The following is a 19,440-nucleotide window of genomic DNA, read 5'->3' as shown; positions in this document are numbered from 1 at the left end:
CCATGTCTGAGCAAGGTCTGTGGGATCTCGTCGTCGGCGCCGACCTGGGCACGCTCGCGACGATCAAACGCGACGGGCGGCCCCAGCTGTCCGATGTCAACTACACCGCCGACGCCTCCGCCCGGGTGCTGCGCATCTCCACCCGTACCGAACTGGCCAAGGCCCGGAACCTGCGCCGTGACCCCCGCGCCAGCCTCAAGGTCACCGCGCCCGGCGGAGCCGGGTACGCGGTCGTCGAGGCGACCGCCGAGCTGTCCACGCCCGCGGCCGACGAGCACGACGCCACGGTCGAGGAGCTGATCGAGGTGTACCGGCTGATCGGCGGCAAGGAACACCCCGACTGGGACGACTACCGGCGGGCGATGGTCGCCGACGGCCGCCTCGTCCTGCGCCTGCACGTCGAACGGCTGTACGGCTGGGTCATGTAGCTCCGGCCCGGCCCGCACCGCGCCAACGCGTCGCGGGGCGGGTGGCAACCCGATTGCACCCGGCGCCGGGCGGCTGCACCGCAAGTTTGTCTCAAGGTCGCCCGGCTCGGACCCGATGACTGCGGCATGGCCACCCGACCCGCAGGGCGTTCCCCTGGAGCCGGAGAGAACGATGGCTGCCGCGACTGACGCGGCGGTGCCCGCCGCCGCGCTCGAGCGCCGCGCGGCACGTCGGCGTGGCTGGACGCGGCTGAGCGCACTCGTGGCAGTGGTGGTCGCCGCCTTCGGCGGCATCCTCGGCGCGGACCCGTTCGGCGCCGCCGCATCCCGGATGATCTCCATGATCGGGCTCGGGGTGGCGGCGCTCACCACCGCTGTCGCGATCCTGATCCGTGCCCGGTCGTTCACGGGCCGCAGGCGGCTCGGCTGGATGCTCGTCGGGCTCGGTGTGCTCTCCTGGGGGCTCGGCCAGGTGTGCTGGATCTACCTGGTGCTGGTGCAGGGCGACAACCTGCCCTTTCCCTCCGTGGCCGACGTCGGCTATCTCGGCATGATCCTGCTCACCCCCGCCGGGCTGCTGGTGCTGCCCACGGCCGCGCAGACCCTCGCGAACCGTGCCCGCAGCCTCCTCGACGGAATCATGGTGGCCACCTCGCTGGCGCTGATCGCCTGGACGCTGGTGGTCGAGCCGCTCCTGCACGCGGGCGGCAACGGCGGCCTCGCGCTCGGCCTGAGCCTGGCGTATCCGCTGGCCGACGTCGTGATCATCACGATCGTCGTGTACATGCTCGCGCTGCGCCGCCGCACCGGCGGCATGTCCGCGACGCTGGCGCTGGTCGGCGCCGGGATCGCCGCGTTCGCGATCTCCGACGTCGGCTACGCGTACCTCAACCTGATCGGCGCGTACGCCTCCGGCACGGTCACCGACACCGGCTGGTTCACCGGGTTCGCGCTGCTCCTGCTGGCGGCGTGCGGGCCGGTCGGGACCGAGGACGCCGACGAGGCCGAGCGGGCGGACGCCCGGCGCCCGTTCGGGGTGCTGCTGCCGTATGTGGCCGTACTGGCCGCGCTGGCCGTCTGCATCTGGTGGTCGTCGGTCAACGGCTACAGCAGCGGGTTCATCACCTACACCCGGACCGCGCTGACCCTGCTCATCGTGGGCCGTCAACTGCTGGCCCTGGCCGAGAACCGTAACCTCACCCGGACCCTGGAGTTCCGCGTCGCGGACCAGACCGCCGAGCTGGCCGCCAGCGAGCACCGCTACCACGCCCTCGTGCAGTACGGCTCCGACGTGATCACGGTGGTCGACCCGCAGGGGCGCGTGCTGTACCAGAGTGAGTCCGTGCAGCGGGTGCTGGGCTTCCGCCCGGTGCATCTGACCGGGCGGGTGCTGACCGAGCAGCTGGACCCCGAGTCGGCGCAGCGGCTGACCGGCGCGCTGGCCGAGGCGCTGGAGCATCCCGACGCGAGCGTCGTGGTGGAACTCATGGTCCCCCACCGCAGCGGCCAGCCCCGGCAGGCCGAGATGACCGTGACCAACCTGCTCACCGATCCGAACGTGGGCGGGCTGGTGCTGAACACGCGCGACGTCAGCGATCGCAAGCAGTTGCAGGAGCAGCTGGTGCACGCCGCGTATCACGACGCCCTGACGCAGCTCGCCAACCGCACGCGGTTCCACGAGCACGTCGCCACGGCCCTGCGGCAGCGCACGCCCGACACCGACGTGACCGTGCTCTACCTGGACCTGGACGGGTTCAAGGAGGTCAACGACAGCCTCGGACACCTCGCCGGTGACCGGCTGCTCGTCGGGGTCGCGGAGCGGTTGCAGGCCTGCGTACGCCCCGGCGACCTGGTCGCCCGCTTCGGCGGGGACGAGTTCGCGGTGCTGGTGCAGGCGCCGTTGGGCGCACCGGACGCCGAGCGGGTCGCCCGCCTCATCCTCGCGGGCCTGCACGAGCCGTTCACCTTCGACGGCCGCGACCTGCACGTACGGGCCAGCATCGGGCTCGCCACCGCCGCCACCGCCGGCGAGTCGGCACCCGGTGGCGTGGGCCGGCGGCTGACCGGTGAGGCGGCCGAGGCCGAGCAGCTCATGCGCAACGCCGACCTCGCCATGTACCGGGCGAAGTCGGCGGGCAGCGGCCTGGCCAGCTACGACCCGGAGATGCTGACCGGTCTGATCCAGCGTCTGGAGCTGGAGGCGGACCTGCGGCTGGCGCTGGAACGCGACGAGCTGCTGCTGCACTACCAGCCGACGATCGACCTGGCGGACAACCGGGTGGTGGGGTTCGAGGCGCTGGTGCGCTGGCAGCACCCGACCCGGGGCCTGATCGAGCCGATGAAGTTCATCCCCATGGCCGAGGCGACCGGGCTGATCGCGCGGGTGGGCCGCTGGGTGATCGCCGAGGCATGCCGCCAGGCCGCCGCCTGGAACGCCGAGGCCGCCGAGCCGGTGACCATGTCGGTCAACGTGTCGGTCCGCCAGTTCGACCGGACCGACCTGGCCGCCGAGATCGCCGAGCAGCTCACGGTGTCCGGCCTGCCCGCGGACCGGCTCTGCCTGGAGATGACCGAGAGCGTGCTGATGACCGACACCGAGGAGAACCTGGCACAGCTGATCCGGCTGAAGGCGCTCGGCGTACGCCTCGCGATCGACGACTTCGGTACGGGCTACTCGTCGCTGGCCTACCTGCGGCGGTTCCCGGTCGACACGTTGAAGATCGACCGTTCGTTCGTGGAACGGCTGGGCGAGCAGGCCGACGACGGCGCGCTGGCCGAGACGATCGTGCAGCTCGGCGAGAGCCTGGGCATGTCCACGGTCGCCGAGGGCGTCGAGGAGTACGGCCAGCTCGCGGCGCTGCGCCAGATGGGCTGCAACGAGGCCCAGGGCTTCTACTTCTCGCACCCCGTACCCGCCGAGGCGGCCCACCGCCTGCTGCTGGAGGGTGCCGCGGCGCGCCGGGCGACCGGCGCCTCCGCCTGACCGCCCGCACCCGGCCACCGGGGAAACGCTTTCCGAGCCGCACGGCGGGGCCGGTGTTATAACCATCGCCATGAGTACGCGGTCCCCGCGCGGTGGACGGAACCCCACAATGGATCAGGTCGCCCGGGCGGCGGGGGTGTCCCGGGCCACGGTGTCGCGGGTCATCAACGGCGCGCCCACGGTCGACGCGAAGATCCGCGAGATCGTGCAGCGCGCCATCGCCGAGACCGGCTACGTCCCCAACGGCGCGGCCCGTACGCTGGTGACCCGCCGGACCGACTCGGTCGCCCTGGTCATCTCCGAGCCGGAACGCCCGAACGACTCGTCATTTCTCAACCGGGTCTTCACCGACCCCTACTTCGGCCGGGTCACCGCCGGCGCCACCGGGGCGCTGCGCCCGCACGACATCCACCTGGTGATCGTCCCGACCGACTCGGCCGGCCACCACCACGTGCTGCGCTACCTGCGCCAGGGCGCGGTCGACGGGGTCCTGCTGATCAGTAGCCACGATCGGGACCCACTCCCCCGGCTCGTGTACGACCTGGGCATCCCGGCCGTCGTGTCGGCCCGGCCCGCCCGGCCGCTGGCGGTCAGCTTCGTCGACGTGGATCAGCGTCTCGGCGCGCGGCTGGCCGCGGATCGCCTGCTGGCCCGGGGCCGCCGCCGGCTCGCCACGATCACCGGGCCGCTGGACTCGCCGGCCGGGCACGACCGCTTCGACGGTTTCCGGACGTACCTGAGGGCCCATGATCTGTCCGATGTGCCGTACCTGGAGGGCGACTTCACCCGGGCCGGGGCCGAGCAGCTCACCCGTGAGCTGCTGCGCCGCCACCCCGACGTGGACGGCCTCTTCGTGGCCAGTGACCTGATGGGCGAGGGCGCGCTGCGCGCGGTGCAGGACCTCGGCCGCCGGGTGCCCGAGGACATCGCCGTGGTCGGCTTCGACGACAGCAGCGCGGCCCTGGACTGCCGGCCACAGCTGACCACGGTCCGCCAGCCCGTGGAGGAGATGGCGGCCGAGATGGCCGCGCTGCTGCTGGCCCACATCGCCACGCCCGGCCTGCTGCCCCGCTCGGTGATGTTCCAGCCCACCCTCGTGACCCGGGGTACCGCGTGAGCGAGTGCACCGAGCGCAGCGAGGGCCGCGAGCGCACGCCCGGCCAGCCCCGCGTGAGCGAGTGCACCGAGCGCAGCGAGGGCCGCGAGCGCAGCCGGACGGGGTCCCTCGGAAGGGGTGGGATGTTCACCCGCACGGGCGGGGCGCCGATCGCAAACCCGACAGGCCGACCGCCCCGACGCGCCGTGCCGGTACAAACGGCTGCATGTCCGCCGATTTCCTGACCATCGACAACCCTGCCGACGTCGCCCTCGCGGCGCGGGCGTTGCACGACGGGCGGGTGGTCGCCACCGCGTTCGGCAACATCTACGCCATCGTCGCCGAGCCGTCGGCGACGGCCCTGCGCCGGGTCAACCTCGCCAAGGGCCGCCCGGCCGGTCAGATCGGCAGCGTCACGGCCGCCGCCGACGGCATCCCGGCCCTGTTCGACTGGAGCGAGGTCGCCCGGCGCCTCGACGTCCCTCGCCTGGCCGCGCTGCTGGTGGCACTGGCCCGCACGGGCCCGATCGGCTTCCGCGGGCCCGCGGCGTCCCACCTGCCGGAGCACCTGACCCGGGTGGACGCCGGCGTCCGCACCACCCAGGTGATCACGCCCGGCACCGCCTGCCCGTCCAACGCGTTGTTCGCGCAGGCGACCGCGGCACTGGGCCGCGACCACCTGTACGTCACCTCCGCGAACCGCTCCCGGCACACCACAGGGGCGGTGGAGGAGCCCGCGCACTGGCGCGCCACCGAGCTGGAGGCGGACCTCGGGCACATGCCGGACCTCACCGTCATCGCGCACCGCGACGAGGACGCGGCCCGTGCCGCGTACCCGCGCCATCTGCCGATGTCCGTGACGCTCGTGTCGTTCCACGACCCCGGCACCGGCCCGTCGCCGATGCTCACGGTCGAGCGGCACGGATCCCTGCACATCTCCGACGTACGGCGGATCGCCGCGCCGCTGGGGTTCACCGTGGAGCCGAGCCGGGCGGCGCTGCAACGCCTGCCGGTGCGCGCGTACGCCCGGGTGCAGGCCCCGGCCTGAGTCCTTCTCGTCCGCTCAGCGCAGGTGTTCGGCGAAGAACGACTCGATGCGCTGCCACGCGTCAGCGGCGGACCGGGGCTCCGGGCCGATCTTCATCATCCGCATGAGCGGCCACAGGATCCTGGGGCCGGTCGCCGCCTCGTTGAGGAACGAGTGCCCGGCCGCGGGGTACTCCTTGACGTCGTGCGGCACCCCGGCCCGGGTCAGCGCGGCGGTCAGTTTCGGCGCGGAGCCGCGCAGCCAGTCACGACCGGCGTAGCTGGCCACCATCGGGCAGGCGCCCGTCATGGTGCCGTCGAGGTCGCGGGGCAGTTCGCCGTAGTTCGGTGCCGCGGCGTCGTAACGCCCGGTGCCGGCGAGCGTCAGGGCGAAGCTGCCGCCGAGGCAGAAGCCGACCACTCCGACCCTGCCCGTGCACTGCGGTGACGCGGTCAGCCAGGCACGGCCCGTCTCCAGGTCGGTGAACGCCCGGCCCTCGCCGCGCCGGGCGGCCTGCACCGTCGAGACCAGGCAGCGTCGCATGCCGCCCGCGCTGTACAGGTCGATCGCGAGGGTCAGGTATCCGGCCGCGGCGAGCCGGTCGGCGTGTTGCATCACGACATCGGTGAGCCCGAAGGATTCGTGGATCACCAGCACGCCCGGCCACGGCCCGTCGCCGGGCGGGGTGGCCACGTAGCCGCGCAGCGTCGGGGAGCCGGCGTTGGCCGCGCTCGCCTCGCTCAGATCGACGAATCCCATTGTGATCACGCTAGCCACCCGCCACGCGGCTGGACACAACCCGCGGCAAGGTCTGCCCTCGAGGGCAGCCGGCCGGGTCACCGCACGAGGCACGGGTTACGGTCACGGCATGTTGATCAGCTGCGGCTGCCCGGTCTCCGGGGTGTGGGCCGACCCGGTGTCGGTAACGGCTTTCGCGATGCGGGCGCAGGAACTGGGCTACCACGGCCTGTGGACGTTCCAGCGGTTGCTCGTCGGCCGGGACCAGGACCTCGCACCCGTCTACCGAAGCGTGCTGGATCCCCTGCTGGCGCTGACGTACGCGGCGGCCCGCACGGATCGGATCCGGCTCGGCGTGGCGGTGATCAACCTGCCGTACGTCTCCCCGGCGTACCTGGCCAAGCAGGCGGGCACGCTGGACGTGCTCTCCGGCGGGCGGTTCGATCTGGGGCTGGGCACCGGCTGGTCGGAGCCCGAGTTCGCGGCGACCGGATCGCAGCCGAACCCGCGCGGCAAGCGCACAGAGGAGTACGTCGGTGTCCTGCGCACCCTCTGGAACGACGAGGTCAGCGCGTTCGACGGCGCCTGCTACACCGTGCCGCCGAGCGTGATGGCGCCCCGGCCGGTGCAGCCGGGCGGACCACCGATCCTGCTCGGCGGCACCGCGGAGGTGGCGTTGCGGCGGGCGGGCCGGATCGCCGACGGCTGGGTCAGCAGCAGCGGCGCCACGCTGGCGGACATCACCCGCGGCGCCCGGGTGGTCCGGCAGGCGGCGCAGGAGGCGGGCCGCGACCCCGACGCGGTGCGCATCGTGGTGCGCGGCGTGGTGCGCGCCGGGCGCCGCGACGACACGGTGCCGCTGTCCGGCGACTTCGCGCAGATCCGCGCCGGGGCGGAGCAATACGCGCAGGCCGGGGTCACGGAGTTGTTCTACGACCTGAACTGGGACCCGTTGATCGGCTCGCCGGACGCGGACCCGAGGGTGGCCTCCGAACGCGCCCAGGAGATCCTTTCCGCGCTCGCCCCGGTCCGCTGAGTCGGGGCCATTTCTCCGGGCGGGAGGAAGGGCCCGGAGAATGGCGCGAAGCGCCACCAACCGAATTGACCACGGGCCCCCGAGATAGGTGCGAACCGGACTATCGGGAACTATTCCATCCGGCGCCATTCCAGTGCTGACACATTTGCTCCGGATTGTCGGGCCAAACGGCATCGAACGGCATCGACGTACCCATCTCGACCGATTCGTGAGTCCACCCGGACCGCCGTCGCGGGCCGGGCCAGGGCGGGCCGCGCGGCATCCGTCAACCCCGCTGGAGTGCCGCACGCCGGGCGCCCCGCGCTGGTCGTCCCAGCTCCCGGACGAGCGGGGTGCCGGGCGCCGGCGGGCCCGCGCGGAGCGGGCGGCGCCCGGCGACCCCCGGCGCGGAATTGACGGGAACGATTGCCGGTCGGCACCGGTCGGATACCGTTGTCCGTTTCCCCGGTTCGGCATCATGCGCACGCCGTGACACCGCAGAGCCGGGCGCCACATTGACGCTGATACCTTCGCGAGAGCGATTTCACCGCTCCCGGCGGAGAGGGTCGCTGTGGCGAACGACACCCTCAAGCCCGTCCGCGCAGCCCTCCGGGGCCACCGCAGTCACCGGTCGGGCACACCGGGTGGCCGACTCGCCGCCACGGCGGATCGCACGGTTCTGTCGATTTGCCCGGCTCGTCACCGAAGATCTTCCCGTTGATCATGCATCCTGCCGTGGCGCTTCCCGTAACGAGGCCGTCGGCACGAAACCCGCCCGAAACACTTGACCAAGGGGTTGGCAAATCCGATGAAAGTACTGTGGGCGCTATGGTCGTTACACCACGTGATGAGGAGCGACGCCTACCCGACATAACGGGCAGGCGAAAAGTCCGTCTTCCTGCTGGTCCTTGGTGTTTGATCGTTATGTGTGAGGCGTACTTGTGACGGCGATCATGGCCCATCGCACCTGAGCTGTTATTCATTCGATGCGTCAACTCATTTCCTACGGCCCACTTGCCGACTACGTTCCAAGCGCAGCGTCCGAATACCTCTCACGCACGACGCACGTGGAGGTGTCGTGTCCTATGGAGGTGACTAACGCGTGGAACCGATGATTGAGGAAGCCGATCTCACGAGGACCGGCCTGCCGTCCGGCTCGGGACCCACGTCCGCCGCGAACTCCGCGACGGAGAAGAAGACCGGCAAGACACGGGGCAAGTCCCCGACCGGCATCGCCCTGGCGCGTCTGCGCAAGGACCGGGTCGCGGTCATCTGCGCGGGCATCTTCGTGTTGTTCATCCTGATCGCGATCTTCGCTCCGCTCCTGGCCCAGATCGAGGGCCAGTCGCCGACCGAGAAGCACTTCGACCTCATCGACCAGTACGGCTTCCCGACCATCGGGCCCACCAGCGAGCACTGGTTCGGTGTGGAGCCCCGCCTGGGCCGCGACCTGTTCGCCCGGTTCGCCTACGGTGCCCGGCCGTCCCTGCTGGTCGCGGGCTCGGTCACGATCATCACCACGATCGTCGGCGTCGTCATCGGCCTGATCACCGGCTTCATGGGCGGCTGGATCGACCGGATCCTGTCCTGGGTCATCGACTTCGTCCTGAGCCTGCCGTACCTGCTGTTCGCGATCGCCGTCCCGGCCGCGCTGCTGGCGGTGTTCATCGGCGCCGACGCGGACAACGCCTCCGCGGAGGACGTGGCAACGGTGCGCTTCTACTCCCTGATCATCGTGCTGTCGTTCTTCGGCTGGGCGAGCCTTGCCCGACTGATCCGCGGCGAAGTGCTGTCGCTGCGCGAACGCGAGTTCATCTCCGCCGCGAAGGTGCTCGGCGTGCCCACCCGCAAGGTGTTGTTCAAGGAACTGCTGCCCAACCTGGTGGCGCCCATCGTCATCTCGGTCTCCATGGCCCTGCCCAGCTACATCGTCACCGAGGCCGGCCTGACCTTCCTCGGCGTCGGCCTCTCCGAGCCGACGCCGTCGTGGGGTCTGACGATCTCGGCGGCGCAGAACTTCTACCGGGCCGACCCGCTGTACCTGTGGATCCCGGTCCTGGCCATCACGATCCTGGTCCTGGCACTGAGCTTGCTCGGTGACGCTGTCCGTGACGCATTTGATCCCCGCACCCGACGGTGACGTGGTGACGCCCAGTATGAGAAGAGGAGATATGGCAAGGCGACTTAACGTGGCCGTCGCGGCGGCAGCCGCCGTGGCCCTCGGTCTGACCGGCTGCAGCAGCCCGTCGTCCAACAACGGCGACTCCGGCAACAAGGCCGACACCGGCAAGATCACGAAGCAGGAGAACGCGCTCGACCCGAACGCCAAGGGCCCGGCTCCCGAGGTCCCCGGCTCGCGCAAGGGCGGCACCCTGCAGGTGGTCGCGCAGACCACGCCGAACACGTTCGACCCGACGGACATCTACTACACCGACTCGAACGAGATCGGCAAGCTGCTGTTCCGTACGCCGACGCAGTTCGACATCCGCAACGGCAAGCCGACCCTGGTGCCGGACCTGACCGACCTCGGCACGGCCTCGGCGGACAAGCTGACGTGGACGTTCAAGATGCAGCCCGGCATCAAGTACGAGGACGGCACCCCGATCAAGGTCGAGGACCTGGCGTACGCGATCAAGCGCTCCTTCGCGCACGACATCTACGCCAACGGCCCGTCGTACCAGCAGACCTACTTCAAGGACGGCGGCAAGTACAAGGGCCCCTACAAGGACGGCGACAACTACTCCGGCGTGGAGACCCAGGGCACCGACACCCTGATCATCCACCTGGAGAAGCCGTTCTCGGACCTGCCGTTCTTCATGTCCTTCCCGATGTTCACGCCGATCCCCAAGGCGAAGGACACCAAGCAGGACTACAAGAACCACCCGCTGGCCACCGGCCCGTACATGTTCAAGAGCTACGTCCCGGGCACCTCGCTGAACCTGGTGAAGAACCCGAATTGGGACGCGAACACCGACGCGGCGCGGCACCAGTACCCCGACGCGATCGACTTCGCCTGGGGCGGTGACGCGGTCAAGATGCAGCAGGCCGTGCTGAACAGCAAGAGCCCCAAGGACGCCAGCACGATCAGCTACGACGTGCTCGACGCCACGCTGATCCCGCAGCTCAACGGCGAGAAGAAGTCGCAGCTCGTCCAGGGCGAGAGCCCCTGCACCATCGTCGTGAACCTGGACACCCGCAAGATCCCGCTGGAGGTCCGCAAGGCGATCGCCAAGGCGTACCCGAGCGACCAGATCTGGAAGGTCGCCGGCCTCAACGACTACGTCGCCGAGCCGGCCAGCACGGTCCTGCCGCCGTCCGTCCCGGGCTACGAGAAGTACGCGCCCCTGCCGGACCTGACCGGTCGTGGCAACGGTGACCCGGAGGGCGCCAAGGCGATGCTCCAGGCCGCGGGCAAGCTGGGCTTCGAGGTCAGCTGGTACTTCGACAACACCAAGCCGCAGACCCAGCAGATCAGCCAGACCCGCGCCGACGCGCTCACCAAGGCGGGCTTCAAGGTCAAGCCGATCGGTGTCGCCACCGCCGACCTGCGCGCGAAGCTGTCGAACTACGACGCGCCGGTCAACCTGGGCCAGACCCCGGCCGGCTGGTGCTCCGACTGGCCGTCCGGTGGCTCGTGGTTCCCGGTGCTGTTCCAGTCGCACAGCATCGCCGACGGCCAGAGCTGGGGCTTCATGAGCGACCCCGCCCTGGACAAGGAGATCACCGACATCGCCAACCTCCCGGCCGACCAGTCCACCCCGAAGTGGGCCGCGCTCGACCAGAAGATCATGGGGATGTACGTAGCCATCCCGCGCTACTACGACAAGATGGCCGTTCTGCAGGGCACGAACGTCGGCACGACCGTCGGCGACCCGACCATGGGTATGCCGCTGCTGACCTCGATGTACCTGAAGAGCTGACGCTCTTCTAGCAGGATCCGGGGTGGTCCGGCCCGCCGTCACAGGCGGTGCCGGACCACCTCGGACACCAACCACACCCCCCCTGCCGCGCGACGGCCGACCGGCTGACACGCGGTGTTCTCCCCGGGACACGAACCCGGCGCCGTGATCACAGAGGAGCAAGCGGTGCTGCTGTACATCCTTCGACGGATCCTGAGCGGGATCTCCGTCGTGATCGTGACGATCGTCGCCAGCTTCGCGCTGTTCTTCTTCGCACCGACGGACCCCGCCGGCGTCATCTGCGGCCCCAAGTGCACCCCCGAGCGCCTCGCGGACATCGAGAAGAGCCTCGACCTGGACAAGCCGGCCGTCGAGCAGATCACCTCCTACATGAAGGGGCTCGTGGTCGGCCGGGAGTACACCTCGGGCGGCGTCACCCAGCACTGCTCCGCTCCCTGCATGGGCTACTCGTACACCCTCGGCCAGCCGGTCACGAAGCTGCTGGCGCAGGCGCTGCCGGTCACCGTCTCCATCGTCATCGGCGGGGCGGTCGTCTACCTCACCCTCGGCATCCTCACCGGCACCATCGCCGCCCAGGTCCGTGGTACGTCGTTGGACAAGATCACGGTGGGCGCGACCCTGGTCATCGCCTCCTTCCCCTACTTCGTCTTCGCCCTGCTGGTGGCGCTGTACGCGACCTTCCTGCCGCAATCGGGCTGGACCCCGTTCACAGAGAATCCATGGGCCTGGGCATTGGGTCTGGTCTCGGCGTGGCTGTGCGTCGGCGTCACCAACGCGGCGTCGTACACCCGGTACTCCCGCGCCTCCATGATCGAGTCGCTGGGTCAGGACTTCGTCCGCACCGCCACCTCCAAGGGCATCAGCCGGCGCCGGGTCGTCTACCGCCACGGTCTGCGCGCCGCCCTCACCCCCGTCGCCACGATCTTCGGCATCGACCTGGCGTTCCAGCTGACCGGCGCGATCTTCACCGAGAGCATCTTCGGCCTGCCCGGCCTCGGCCTGCTCACGCTGCGGGCCTTCGGCCAGTACGACCTGCCCGTGCTCATGGGTGGCGTACTCGTCGGGTCGGTCGTGCTGGTGGTCATGAACCTCATCGTGGACATCACGTACACGATCCTCGACCCGCGGGTACGGCTCGGATGATCCCGACCGTGCCCTCCATCCCCGATTTCCGCAGCACGAAGGCGGCAGCATGAGCGACCAGACCATCCGCGCCCCGCACACGGTGACGCGCGTTCCCCGCACCCGGGCGGAGAACGAGGAGGCCTACCTCGAGGTCACCGACCTGCAGGTGCAGTTCCCCACCGCCGACGGGCTGGTCAAGGCCGTTCAGGGACTCAGCTACTCGCTGCCGCTGCGCCGCACGCTCGCCATCGTCGGCGAGTCCGGCTCCGGCAAGAGCGTGTCGAGCATGGCCGTCATGGGCCTGCACGACCGCAAGACCGCACGGATCACCGGCTCCATCAAGGTGGGCGGCCGGGAAGTCGTCGGTATGAGCGACAAGGACCTGGAGGCGTTCCGCGGCGGCGACGCCGCGATGATCTTCCAGGACCCGCAGTCCTCGCTGCACCCGTACTTCACCATCGGTGACCAGATAACCGAGGCGTACCGGGCGCACCACAGCGTGAGCAAGCGCAAGGCGAAGGAACGCGCGATCGAGATGCTCGGCCGTGTCGGCATCCCGAACCCGCGGCGGCGCGTCGACAACTACCCGCACGAGTTCTCCGGCGGTATGCGCCAGCGCGCGATGATCGCGATGGCGCTGGTCAACGACCCGAAGCTGCTGATCGCGGACGAGCCCACCACCGCCCTGGACGTGACCGTGCAGGCGCAGATCCTCGACCTGATCGCGGATCTGCAGCGCGACTTCGGCTCGGCGGTCGTCTTCATCACCCACGACCTCGGCGTCGTCGCCGAGATCGCGGACGACATCATGGTCATGTACGCCGGTACGGCCGTCGAGCACGGGCCGGTCGACAAGATCCTCGGTAGCCCGCTGCACCCGTACACGTGGGGTCTGCTGGAGAGCATCCCCGCGCTGACCGGTGAGCCCCAGCCGCTGCACCCGATCCCCGGCTCCCCGCCCAGCCTGCTGGCGGTGCCCAGCGGCTGCGCGTTCCACCCGCGCTGCGAGTACCGCGGTCGGGTGCCCGGCGACCTGTGCTTCACCACCCGGCCCGACCTGGTGGCACGGACCGCCGACCAGGGCCGCGCGGCGCGCTGCCACCTGAGCGCGCCCGACCAGGTGTTCGCCAACGAAGTTCTGCCCCGGCTGCCGTAAGGACTGCGACGATGACCGCTGCGACCGAATCGCGCGTCCCCAAGGTGGACGGCGCGCCCCTGCTCCAGCTCGACAACCTGGCCATGCACTTCAAGGCCAAGGGCGACGGCATGCTGTCCCGCGGCACCAAATGGGTGCAGGCCGTGGACGGCGTGAACCTCACGGTGAACGCCGGTGAGACCGTCGGCCTGGTCGGCGAGTCGGGCTGTGGCAAGTCCACGACCGCCCGGCTGATCACCCGGCTGCTGGAACCCACCCACGGCCGGATCCTCTACCAGGGCCATGACATCGCGCACCTGTCGGAGCGCAAGCTGCGGCCGTACCGCCGGGAGATCCAGCTGATCTTCCAGGACCCGTACTCGTCGCTGAACCCGCGGCACACCGTCGGCGCCATCGTCGGCACCGCGCTGCGCACCCACGGCATGGTGTCCAAGAAGGGCGAGTTGCCTCGCGTGCAGGAGTTGCTGGAGGTGGTCGGGCTCAACCCCGAGCACTACAACCGGTACCCGCACGAGTTCTCCGGTGGTCAGCGCCAGCGCATCGGTATCGCCCGGGCGCTCGCCGCCCGACCGAAGATCATCGTGGCGGACGAGCCGGTCAGCGCCCTGGACGTGTCCATCCAGGCGCAGGTCATGAACCTGCTGGAGAACCTGCGCAAGGAATTCGGCATCGCGTTCGTCTTCATCGCGCACGACCTCGGCGTGGTCCGGCACTTCTGCGACCGGATCGCGGTCATGTACCTGGGCCGCGTGGCCGAGGAGGGCACCCGCGACGCACTGTACGGGGCTCCGCAGCACCCGTACACGCAGGCGCTGCTGTCGGCGGTGCCGGACATCGGGGTGGTGCGCGGGGTACCGCCGAAGCAGCGCATCCGCCTGGTCGGTGACGTGCCCAGCCCGGTCGACCCGCCGTCGGGCTGCCGCTTCCGGACCCGCTGCTGGAAGGCCCAGGAGATCTGCGCCAAGGAGGCGCCGCCGCTGGACGAGAAGGCGCCCGGGCTGCGGGCGGCCTGCCACTTCGCGGAGCCGCCGGCCGAGTCGATCGTCGCCGAGGCGGTCTGACGCCGGCCCGGTAACCCGGCGAAGCGACGGCCGCCCGGGTCCACTGATCGTGAGATCAGATGGCTCCGGGCGGCCGTTTTCGCGCCTATCCGGATTCACGTGATCCGGGATGACCGCTGGTCGCTCAGTGCTTGATGCACCGCAGCAGAGACGTGTCCTTCGCGCCCGTCTTCCCCGGCTTGCTTCCGGTGACGGGCGTGAACTTGGTCATGAACGTGTTCATGCACCAGCTCTGCGAACCCGACCGGTTATCCGTCACGGTCTTCCTGATCCCGGAGACCCCACACTCGAACATCGCGTCGAAGCTGTCGCCCTGCAGCGGACCGCGGCAATAATGGATGCCACTGTAGGCGGTCTTGCCCTTCTCGTCGAAGTAGCCCATCTGCAGCTCGAACGCCACCAGGTTCTTGCACCGCGTGAAAGCGTTGTAGGTAATCTTGTTTCCCGACACCGTGATCCGAGTTTCCGGCTGGCAATCGGCCGCACCGCCCTCGACCGGCTGCTTCGGAGCAGCGTGCGCCGCCGCTCCTCCACCCAGCGTCACTGCGGCCACCGCGGCCACGACAGCGAACGCCTTAACCAGCCGACCCCGTGTGTTCTGATGCGTCTTCAAATCCAATTCCCCTCAGTCAGCGTGTTGTTCGCGACAGTACGGGGAACCCTAGACGACGTCCTCAAGCGAATTTCGTTGTCGATCTTGTCATGATTCGGCCCCCGATCGCCCAGGGGCAGGCAATTGAACGTACGACGACATCCACTCGCTGTGGTCGGATGAGATACAAAGACCGAACAATGAATGACAGCGTGTCGCCATTCCGACTACGTCTGACGATGAGTGTCATGCGCCACATCAGCGAATTCTATTGTGGAATTGCGCCGACGGCCATTGCCGAGGAGCACGAAACGGGCCGCACACCCGTGTGGGTATGCGGCCCGTTGCCGGCGTTTCGCATCAGGCGCTGGTCAGCTCCGGCTCCGCGGTCCCGGATTCGGGGCCACCCGAGACGATCTCGATGCGGCGGGGCTTTGCCTGCTCCTTGACCGGCACCCGCAGCGTCAGCACGCCGTCGGCGTACCGCGCCTCGAGCTGGTCGGCGTTCAGGGACTCGGCGAGGACCACCTGGCGGGTGATCACGCCGGTCGGCCGCTCGCGGACGACGAACTTGGCGCCCGTGGGGGCGGTGGGCTTGCGCTCGGCCCGCACGGTCAGCACCCGGCGGTCCACGGTCGCCTCGATGCCGGCCGGGTCGACGCCGGGCAGGTCGATCGCGATGACGAACGCGTCGCCGTCGCGGTATGCGTCCAGCTGGGCGCCGGTGCCGCGCTGGGCGGTGTCGAAGACCCGGGCGGTGAGCCGGTCGAAGTCACGGAAGGCATCAGTGCGCAGCAACATGGTCGATCCTCCAGCTAAGCAATTTCAAGGTTGAGCGTGACGCGCTCAAGTCTTGCAACTGGACCGACCCCTGACGTCTTCCACACCGCGCTGTGACCTGGGCCACGACACCGGCGTTCGAACATGTGTGCGAAGATGTCGGCGTGGCTGACGCGGCGACGATCCTGCACGCCGACCTCGACTCCTTCTACGCCTCGGTCGAGCAACGCGACGACCCCGGCCTGCGCGGCCGGCCGGTCCTCGTCGGCGCGGGCGTCGTGCTGGCGGCCAGCTACGAGGCGAAGGCGTACGGGGTGCGCACCCCCATGGGGCTCACCCGGGCCCGGGCGCTCTGCCCCGACGCGATCGTGGTGCCACCCCGCATGAAGGCCTACTCCCGCGCCAGCAAGGACGTCTTCGCGGTGTTCCGGGACACCACACCGATCGTCGAGGGCATCAGCATCGACGAAGCGTTCCTGGAGGTCGGCGGTCTGCTGCGGATCCGCGGCACCCCGGCCGAGATCGCCACCCGGCTGCGCGCCGACGTCCGGGACCGGGTCGGCCTGCCCATCACCGTCGGGGTGGCCCGCACCAAGTTCCTCGCCAAGGTCGCCAGCGGGGTCGGCAAACCCGACGGTCTGCTGGTCGTCCCGCCCGGCCGGGAGCTGGCCTTCCTGCACCCGCTGCCGGTCGAGCGGCTCTGGGGCGTCGGCCCGGTGACCGCGGCCAAGCTGCGCGAGCGGCACATCCACACCGTCGGCCACGTCGCCCGCATCGGCGAGGCCGCACTGGTCACGATGCTCGGCGCCCATGCGGGGCGCCATCTGCACGCGCTCGCGCACAACCGCGACCCGCGGCGGGTCCGCACCGGTCACCGGCGCGGCTCCATCGGCGCGCAGTGTGCACTGGGGAGCCGGCCGCGCCCGTTCACAGAGGTGGAGGCGACCCTGGCGGCCCTGGTCGACCGGGTGACCCGGCGCATGCGGGCGGCCCAACGCGCCGGGCGTACGGTCACCCTGCGCTTGCGTTTCGCCGACTTCACCCGGGCCACCCGCTCGCGCAGCCTGCTCACCGCGACCCTGCACACCCGGGTCGTGCTGCAGACCGCGCGGGCGCTGCTGACCCAGGCCAGGCCGCTCATCGACGAGCGGGGCCTGACCCTGGTCGGCGTGGCGGTCGGCAACCTCGACACCGACGGGGCGGTGCAGCTGGAGCTGCCGTTCGAGCAGCAGGACGACCACGGCCTCGACGCCGCCCTCGACGCGGTGCGCGACCGCTTCGGTGGGAGCGCGGTGACCCGGGCCACGAGCCTCGGGCGCGACCTCGGTCCCGCGGTCCCGCTGCTGCCGGACTAGGCACCACCTCGGCGGCGGCCCCGGAGAGCGGGCCGCCGCTGCGACTTACCGCGTCACCCCGACCCGGACGGCGAGCCGGACGCCGCCGGTGCTGGTGACGAGGCTGACGCGGCGCACCGAGCCCGGCACCGGCCCCTTGGCGCGCACGGTGAATGTCCCGTTGTGGGAGACGGTCACCACTCCGATCACCCGGCCGGTCAACCTGCTCCCCAGAACCACCGCCACCCGCTGGCCCGCATGCAGGCTGCTGGTGCCCGAGATCTGCCACCGCTTCGTCCGCTTGTGGTAGCGAACCGTCAGCCCGGACACCGTCTCGGCCTGCGGTCGCAGCACCACCCGGTCCGTACCGGCGCCGTGGGCGTCCCGGACCGTCAATTCGAGCACCACCGGGTCGTTGCGATAGGTGACTGGGCCGGAGGTCCGGGGCAACCTCTGCACCGGGTAGGTCACCACGGGCCGGGCGGTCGTCGCGCCGGTCAGCCGTACCGCCGGGCCGGATACCTGACGCCACGACCAGGTGGCGGCGGCCTTCGACGCCGAGCCGTCCAGGGTGACCGCGCGGCCGCGGATCACGGTCCGGTCGGCACCGGCGTTCGCCGTCGCGCCGCTGACCAGGACGGTCACGCTCACCGGAGCGGCCGCGCCGCCGGGACCCGCGACCGTGACCGTGAACGTGTACTCGCCGCCGACGGCCGGCACGAACGTCGCGACGGAACGGTTCGCATCCGTCAGCCCGACGGCCGGGCCCGCGGTCTGCGTCCAGGTGTACCCGGAGATCACGCCGGACGAGGCGGTGGCGTCGAGGCGTACCGTCTGCCCGGTATGGGCCGGGGAGGCGACCACCGCCGCGGCCACCGGCGGGTTCGGCAGGAATCCGCCACCGGACGCGGCCACCGGCACCGACGTGGATCCCCCCGCGGACGACGTGACCGTGATCAGTCCGGGTGGCGCCGTGACGTCCGTGAACGGGCTGCCGGTGAGGGGACCGAACCCGGCCACTGACAGCGTGGGCGGCGCCATCCGGTCGCTGGACCCGGCCACCACCCGCAAGGTGTGCGCGTCGGCGTCGTAGGTCGCCTGGTAGACGGTCACGACGTCGACCAGGGCGCGCTTCTTGCGGGCGGCCGGCTGGTCGGTCAGGTTGGTCACCTCGATCGGGGCGCCGGGGGTCAGCGTGCCGGTGGCCGGGAGACGTCCGTAGTAGTGGCCGCCGTTGTCGCGCAGGCGGGTGGCGCCGTAGCCCGCCGCCGGGTCCTCGGCGACCTCGATGTCCTGGCCGGGTTCGCTGGTCGCGTAGACGTCGATCATGCCGCTGCCGTCCGGGTCCCGGCTGTACGTGGCCTGGTCGAGGTCGACGCCCGCGTGGGTCGCGTACCGGCCCTGGATGCTGAACAGGTCGGTGAAGCCCACCTGGTCGAGCACCGCGCCGGTGACCGGGTCGAGGCGCTCGACCCGCACGAAGTTCGTTCCGTACGGGCTTCCCACGACCCGGTGGTCGACGGCGGGGTCGCCGGTGTACCCGGCCGGGGCGGCGGGCGCCACGGCGGGGTCCCAGACCAGGAACGGGCCGATGCGGCTGTTGAGGGCCTGCCCGAACATCCCCGGGCTCAGACCGATGTCCTCTGTCACGTTCACCCCCTTCTTGGCGTCGGCGACGACGTCGTCGACCCCGTACGGGTGGGTGATGCGGTAGCGCTCGCCCACCGGTGCGCTGAACCGGATCCGGACCCGGCCGAACGCGACCTGGTCGCCCGGGATGACCGCTCCGGTGGCGAAGGCGCCTTCGAGGTCGAGCACGACCGTGGCGCGTACCCCGCCGGCGAGCGTGAAGGTGGCACCGCCGAGCTGGTAGAAGAACTCGTTCGGGAAGTTGCCGGGAAACGACACGGGCCGGGCGGGGTCGGGCACCGATCCGGGCGGAGTCGGGCACAGCGCGTCGTCCGGCGTGAGGCAGGCCTCCAGGCGGACACCGTTGCTGTCCCGGAACCAGGTGGGGAACCCGTGATCGGCGATCGGCCCGACCTGCACGAGCTTGCCGTCGCGGGCGGTGGGCGGCGCCACCACGGTCGCGGCCGCGGGACCGGTGACCGGGGCGAGCACCGCCACCAGTACGCCCAGCGCGATCGGCAGGCGGGCCAGCGTCTTCTTCATGGGACTCCTCAGC

The 19,440-nt window shown here is 70.6% G+C and carries 15 protein-coding genes; 11 read left to right on the top strand and 4 right to left on the bottom strand.

Features of this window, described 5'->3' with window-relative positions; genetic code table 11:
• Nucleotides 1-2: 2 nt before the first annotated feature.
• The 4 genes from ACMCNN_RS08290 to ACMCNN_RS08275 all read left to right on the top strand — a co-directional run bounded on the left by ACMCNN_RS08290 (nt 3) and on the right by ACMCNN_RS08275 (nt 5,555).
• Entirely contained in the window at nt 3-428 is a 426-nt protein-coding gene (locus ACMCNN_RS08290) for a PPOX class F420-dependent oxidoreductase (protein ID WP_412745585.1), read from the top strand.
• A 172-nt stretch (nt 429-600) separates the two neighbouring features.
• On the top strand, nt 601-3,411 hold the full coding sequence (locus ACMCNN_RS08285) for a putative bifunctional diguanylate cyclase/phosphodiesterase (protein ID WP_412745584.1): 2,811 nt from the start codon (nt 601-603) through the stop codon (nt 3,409-3,411).
• Between the two features lie 109 nt (nt 3,412-3,520).
• On the top strand, nt 3,521-4,528 hold the full coding sequence (locus tag ACMCNN_RS08280; RefSeq protein ID WP_412745583.1) for a LacI family DNA-binding transcriptional regulator: 1,008 nt from the start codon (nt 3,521-3,523) through the stop codon (nt 4,526-4,528).
• 205 nt (nt 4,529-4,733) lie between these two features.
• The gene (locus ACMCNN_RS08275; RefSeq protein WP_412745582.1) at nt 4,734-5,555 is read left to right on the top strand and encodes a hypothetical protein; all 822 of its coding nucleotides are present in this window, start codon (nt 4,734-4,736) and stop codon (nt 5,553-5,555) included.
• A gap of 15 nt (nt 5,556-5,570) precedes the next feature.
• Here the strand turns inward: ACMCNN_RS08275 and ACMCNN_RS08270 are convergent, their stop codons facing one another.
• Nucleotides 5,571-6,293, bottom strand: a complete 723-nt coding sequence (locus tag ACMCNN_RS08270; protein ID WP_412745581.1) for a dienelactone hydrolase family protein — start codon at nt 6,291-6,293, stop codon at nt 5,571-5,573.
• A gap of 109 nt (nt 6,294-6,402) precedes the next feature.
• On the opposite strand from ACMCNN_RS08270, the gene ACMCNN_RS08265 reads away from it, so the two are divergent.
• The 6 genes from ACMCNN_RS08265 (at nt 6,403) to ACMCNN_RS08240 (ending at nt 14,549) form a co-directional block, all read left to right on the top strand.
• Entirely contained in the window at nt 6,403-7,308 is a 906-nt protein-coding gene (locus ACMCNN_RS08265) for a TIGR03619 family F420-dependent LLM class oxidoreductase (protein WP_412745580.1), read from the top strand.
• A 1,090-nt stretch (nt 7,309-8,398) separates the two neighbouring features.
• A complete protein-coding gene (locus tag ACMCNN_RS08260) occupies nt 8,399-9,427 on the top strand; it encodes an ABC transporter permease (protein WP_412747102.1) in 1,029 nt (342 codons plus the stop codon).
• 31 nt (nt 9,428-9,458) lie between these two features.
• Nucleotides 9,459-11,207 carry an ABC transporter substrate-binding protein gene (locus tag ACMCNN_RS08255; RefSeq protein WP_412745579.1) on the top strand — a complete coding sequence of 583 codons (1,749 nt, stop codon included), beginning with the start codon at nt 9,459-9,461 and terminating at the stop codon, nt 11,205-11,207.
• 165 nt (nt 11,208-11,372) lie between these two features.
• Nucleotides 11,373-12,350 (top strand): ABC transporter permease, encoded by a 978-nt coding sequence (locus tag ACMCNN_RS08250; RefSeq protein WP_412745578.1) that lies wholly within the window; start codon nt 11,373-11,375, stop codon nt 12,348-12,350.
• A gap of 49 nt (nt 12,351-12,399) precedes the next feature.
• Nucleotides 12,400-13,488 (top strand): ABC transporter ATP-binding protein, encoded by a 1,089-nt coding sequence (locus tag ACMCNN_RS08245; protein WP_412745577.1) that lies wholly within the window; start codon nt 12,400-12,402, stop codon nt 13,486-13,488.
• A gap of 11 nt (nt 13,489-13,499) precedes the next feature.
• Nucleotides 13,500-14,549, top strand: a complete 1,050-nt coding sequence (locus ACMCNN_RS08240; RefSeq protein WP_412745576.1) for an ABC transporter ATP-binding protein — start codon at nt 13,500-13,502, stop codon at nt 14,547-14,549.
• A gap of 124 nt (nt 14,550-14,673) precedes the next feature.
• Here the strand turns inward: ACMCNN_RS08240 and ACMCNN_RS08235 are convergent, their stop codons facing one another.
• Together ACMCNN_RS08235 and ACMCNN_RS08230 are read right to left on the bottom strand one after the other, a co-directional pair.
• Complete coding sequence (locus tag ACMCNN_RS08235; RefSeq protein WP_412745575.1) at nt 14,674-15,111, bottom strand: hypothetical protein; 438 nt, start codon at nt 15,109-15,111, stop codon at nt 14,674-14,676.
• A gap of 390 nt (nt 15,112-15,501) precedes the next feature.
• Complete coding sequence (locus ACMCNN_RS08230; protein ID WP_412745574.1) at nt 15,502-15,942, bottom strand: Hsp20/alpha crystallin family protein; 441 nt, start codon at nt 15,940-15,942, stop codon at nt 15,502-15,504.
• Between the two features lie 143 nt (nt 15,943-16,085).
• Between ACMCNN_RS08230 and dinB the strand changes: the two genes are divergently transcribed.
• On the top strand, nt 16,086-17,276 hold the full coding sequence (gene dinB, locus ACMCNN_RS08225) for a DNA polymerase IV (protein WP_412745573.1): 1,191 nt from the start codon (nt 16,086-16,088) through the stop codon (nt 17,274-17,276).
• 45 nt (nt 17,277-17,321) lie between these two features.
• On the opposite strand, the gene ACMCNN_RS08220 is transcribed toward dinB, so the two are convergent.
• Nucleotides 17,322-19,427, bottom strand: coding sequence for a PKD domain-containing protein (locus ACMCNN_RS08220; RefSeq protein WP_412745572.1), 2,106 nt, complete (start codon nt 19,425-19,427; stop codon nt 17,322-17,324).
• Between the last annotated feature and the right edge of the window lie 13 nt (nt 19,428-19,440).

This window comes from Krasilnikovia sp. MM14-A1004, assembly GCF_047159485.1.
Classification (GTDB): domain Bacteria; phylum Actinomycetota; class Actinomycetes; order Mycobacteriales; family Micromonosporaceae; genus Actinoplanes.
Note: the sequence above shows the minus strand (reverse complement) of the source record. Positions and strands in the feature narration are given on the sequence as shown.

Coding starts and splice junctions, on each gene's coding strand:
- ACMCNN_RS08285 (WP_412745584.1), top strand. CDS start 601: ATGGCTGCCGCGACTGACGCGGCGGTGCCCGCCGCCGCGCTCGAGCGC.
- ACMCNN_RS08275 (WP_412745582.1), top strand. CDS start 4,734: ATGTCCGCCGATTTCCTGACCATCGACAACCCTGCCGACGTCGCCCTC.
- ACMCNN_RS08240 (WP_412745576.1), top strand. CDS start 13,500: ATGACCGCTGCGACCGAATCGCGCGTCCCCAAGGTGGACGGCGCGCCC.
- ACMCNN_RS08280 (WP_412745583.1), top strand. CDS start 3,521: ATGGATCAGGTCGCCCGGGCGGCGGGGGTGTCCCGGGCCACGGTGTCG.
- ACMCNN_RS08255 (WP_412745579.1), top strand. CDS start 9,459: ATGGCAAGGCGACTTAACGTGGCCGTCGCGGCGGCAGCCGCCGTGGCC.
- ACMCNN_RS08220 (WP_412745572.1), bottom strand. CDS start 19,427: ATGAAGAAGACGCTGGCCCGCCTGCCGATCGCGCTGGGCGTACTGGTG.
- ACMCNN_RS08260 (WP_412747102.1), top strand. CDS start 8,399: ATGATTGAGGAAGCCGATCTCACGAGGACCGGCCTGCCGTCCGGCTCG.
- ACMCNN_RS08245 (WP_412745577.1), top strand. CDS start 12,400: ATGAGCGACCAGACCATCCGCGCCCCGCACACGGTGACGCGCGTTCCC.
- ACMCNN_RS08270 (WP_412745581.1), bottom strand. CDS start 6,293: ATGGGATTCGTCGATCTGAGCGAGGCGAGCGCGGCCAACGCCGGCTCC.
- ACMCNN_RS08265 (WP_412745580.1), top strand. CDS start 6,403: ATGTTGATCAGCTGCGGCTGCCCGGTCTCCGGGGTGTGGGCCGACCCG.
- ACMCNN_RS08230 (WP_412745574.1), bottom strand. CDS start 15,942: ATGTTGCTGCGCACTGATGCCTTCCGTGACTTCGACCGGCTCACCGCC.
- ACMCNN_RS08290 (WP_412745585.1), top strand. CDS start 3: ATGTCTGAGCAAGGTCTGTGGGATCTCGTCGTCGGCGCCGACCTGGGC.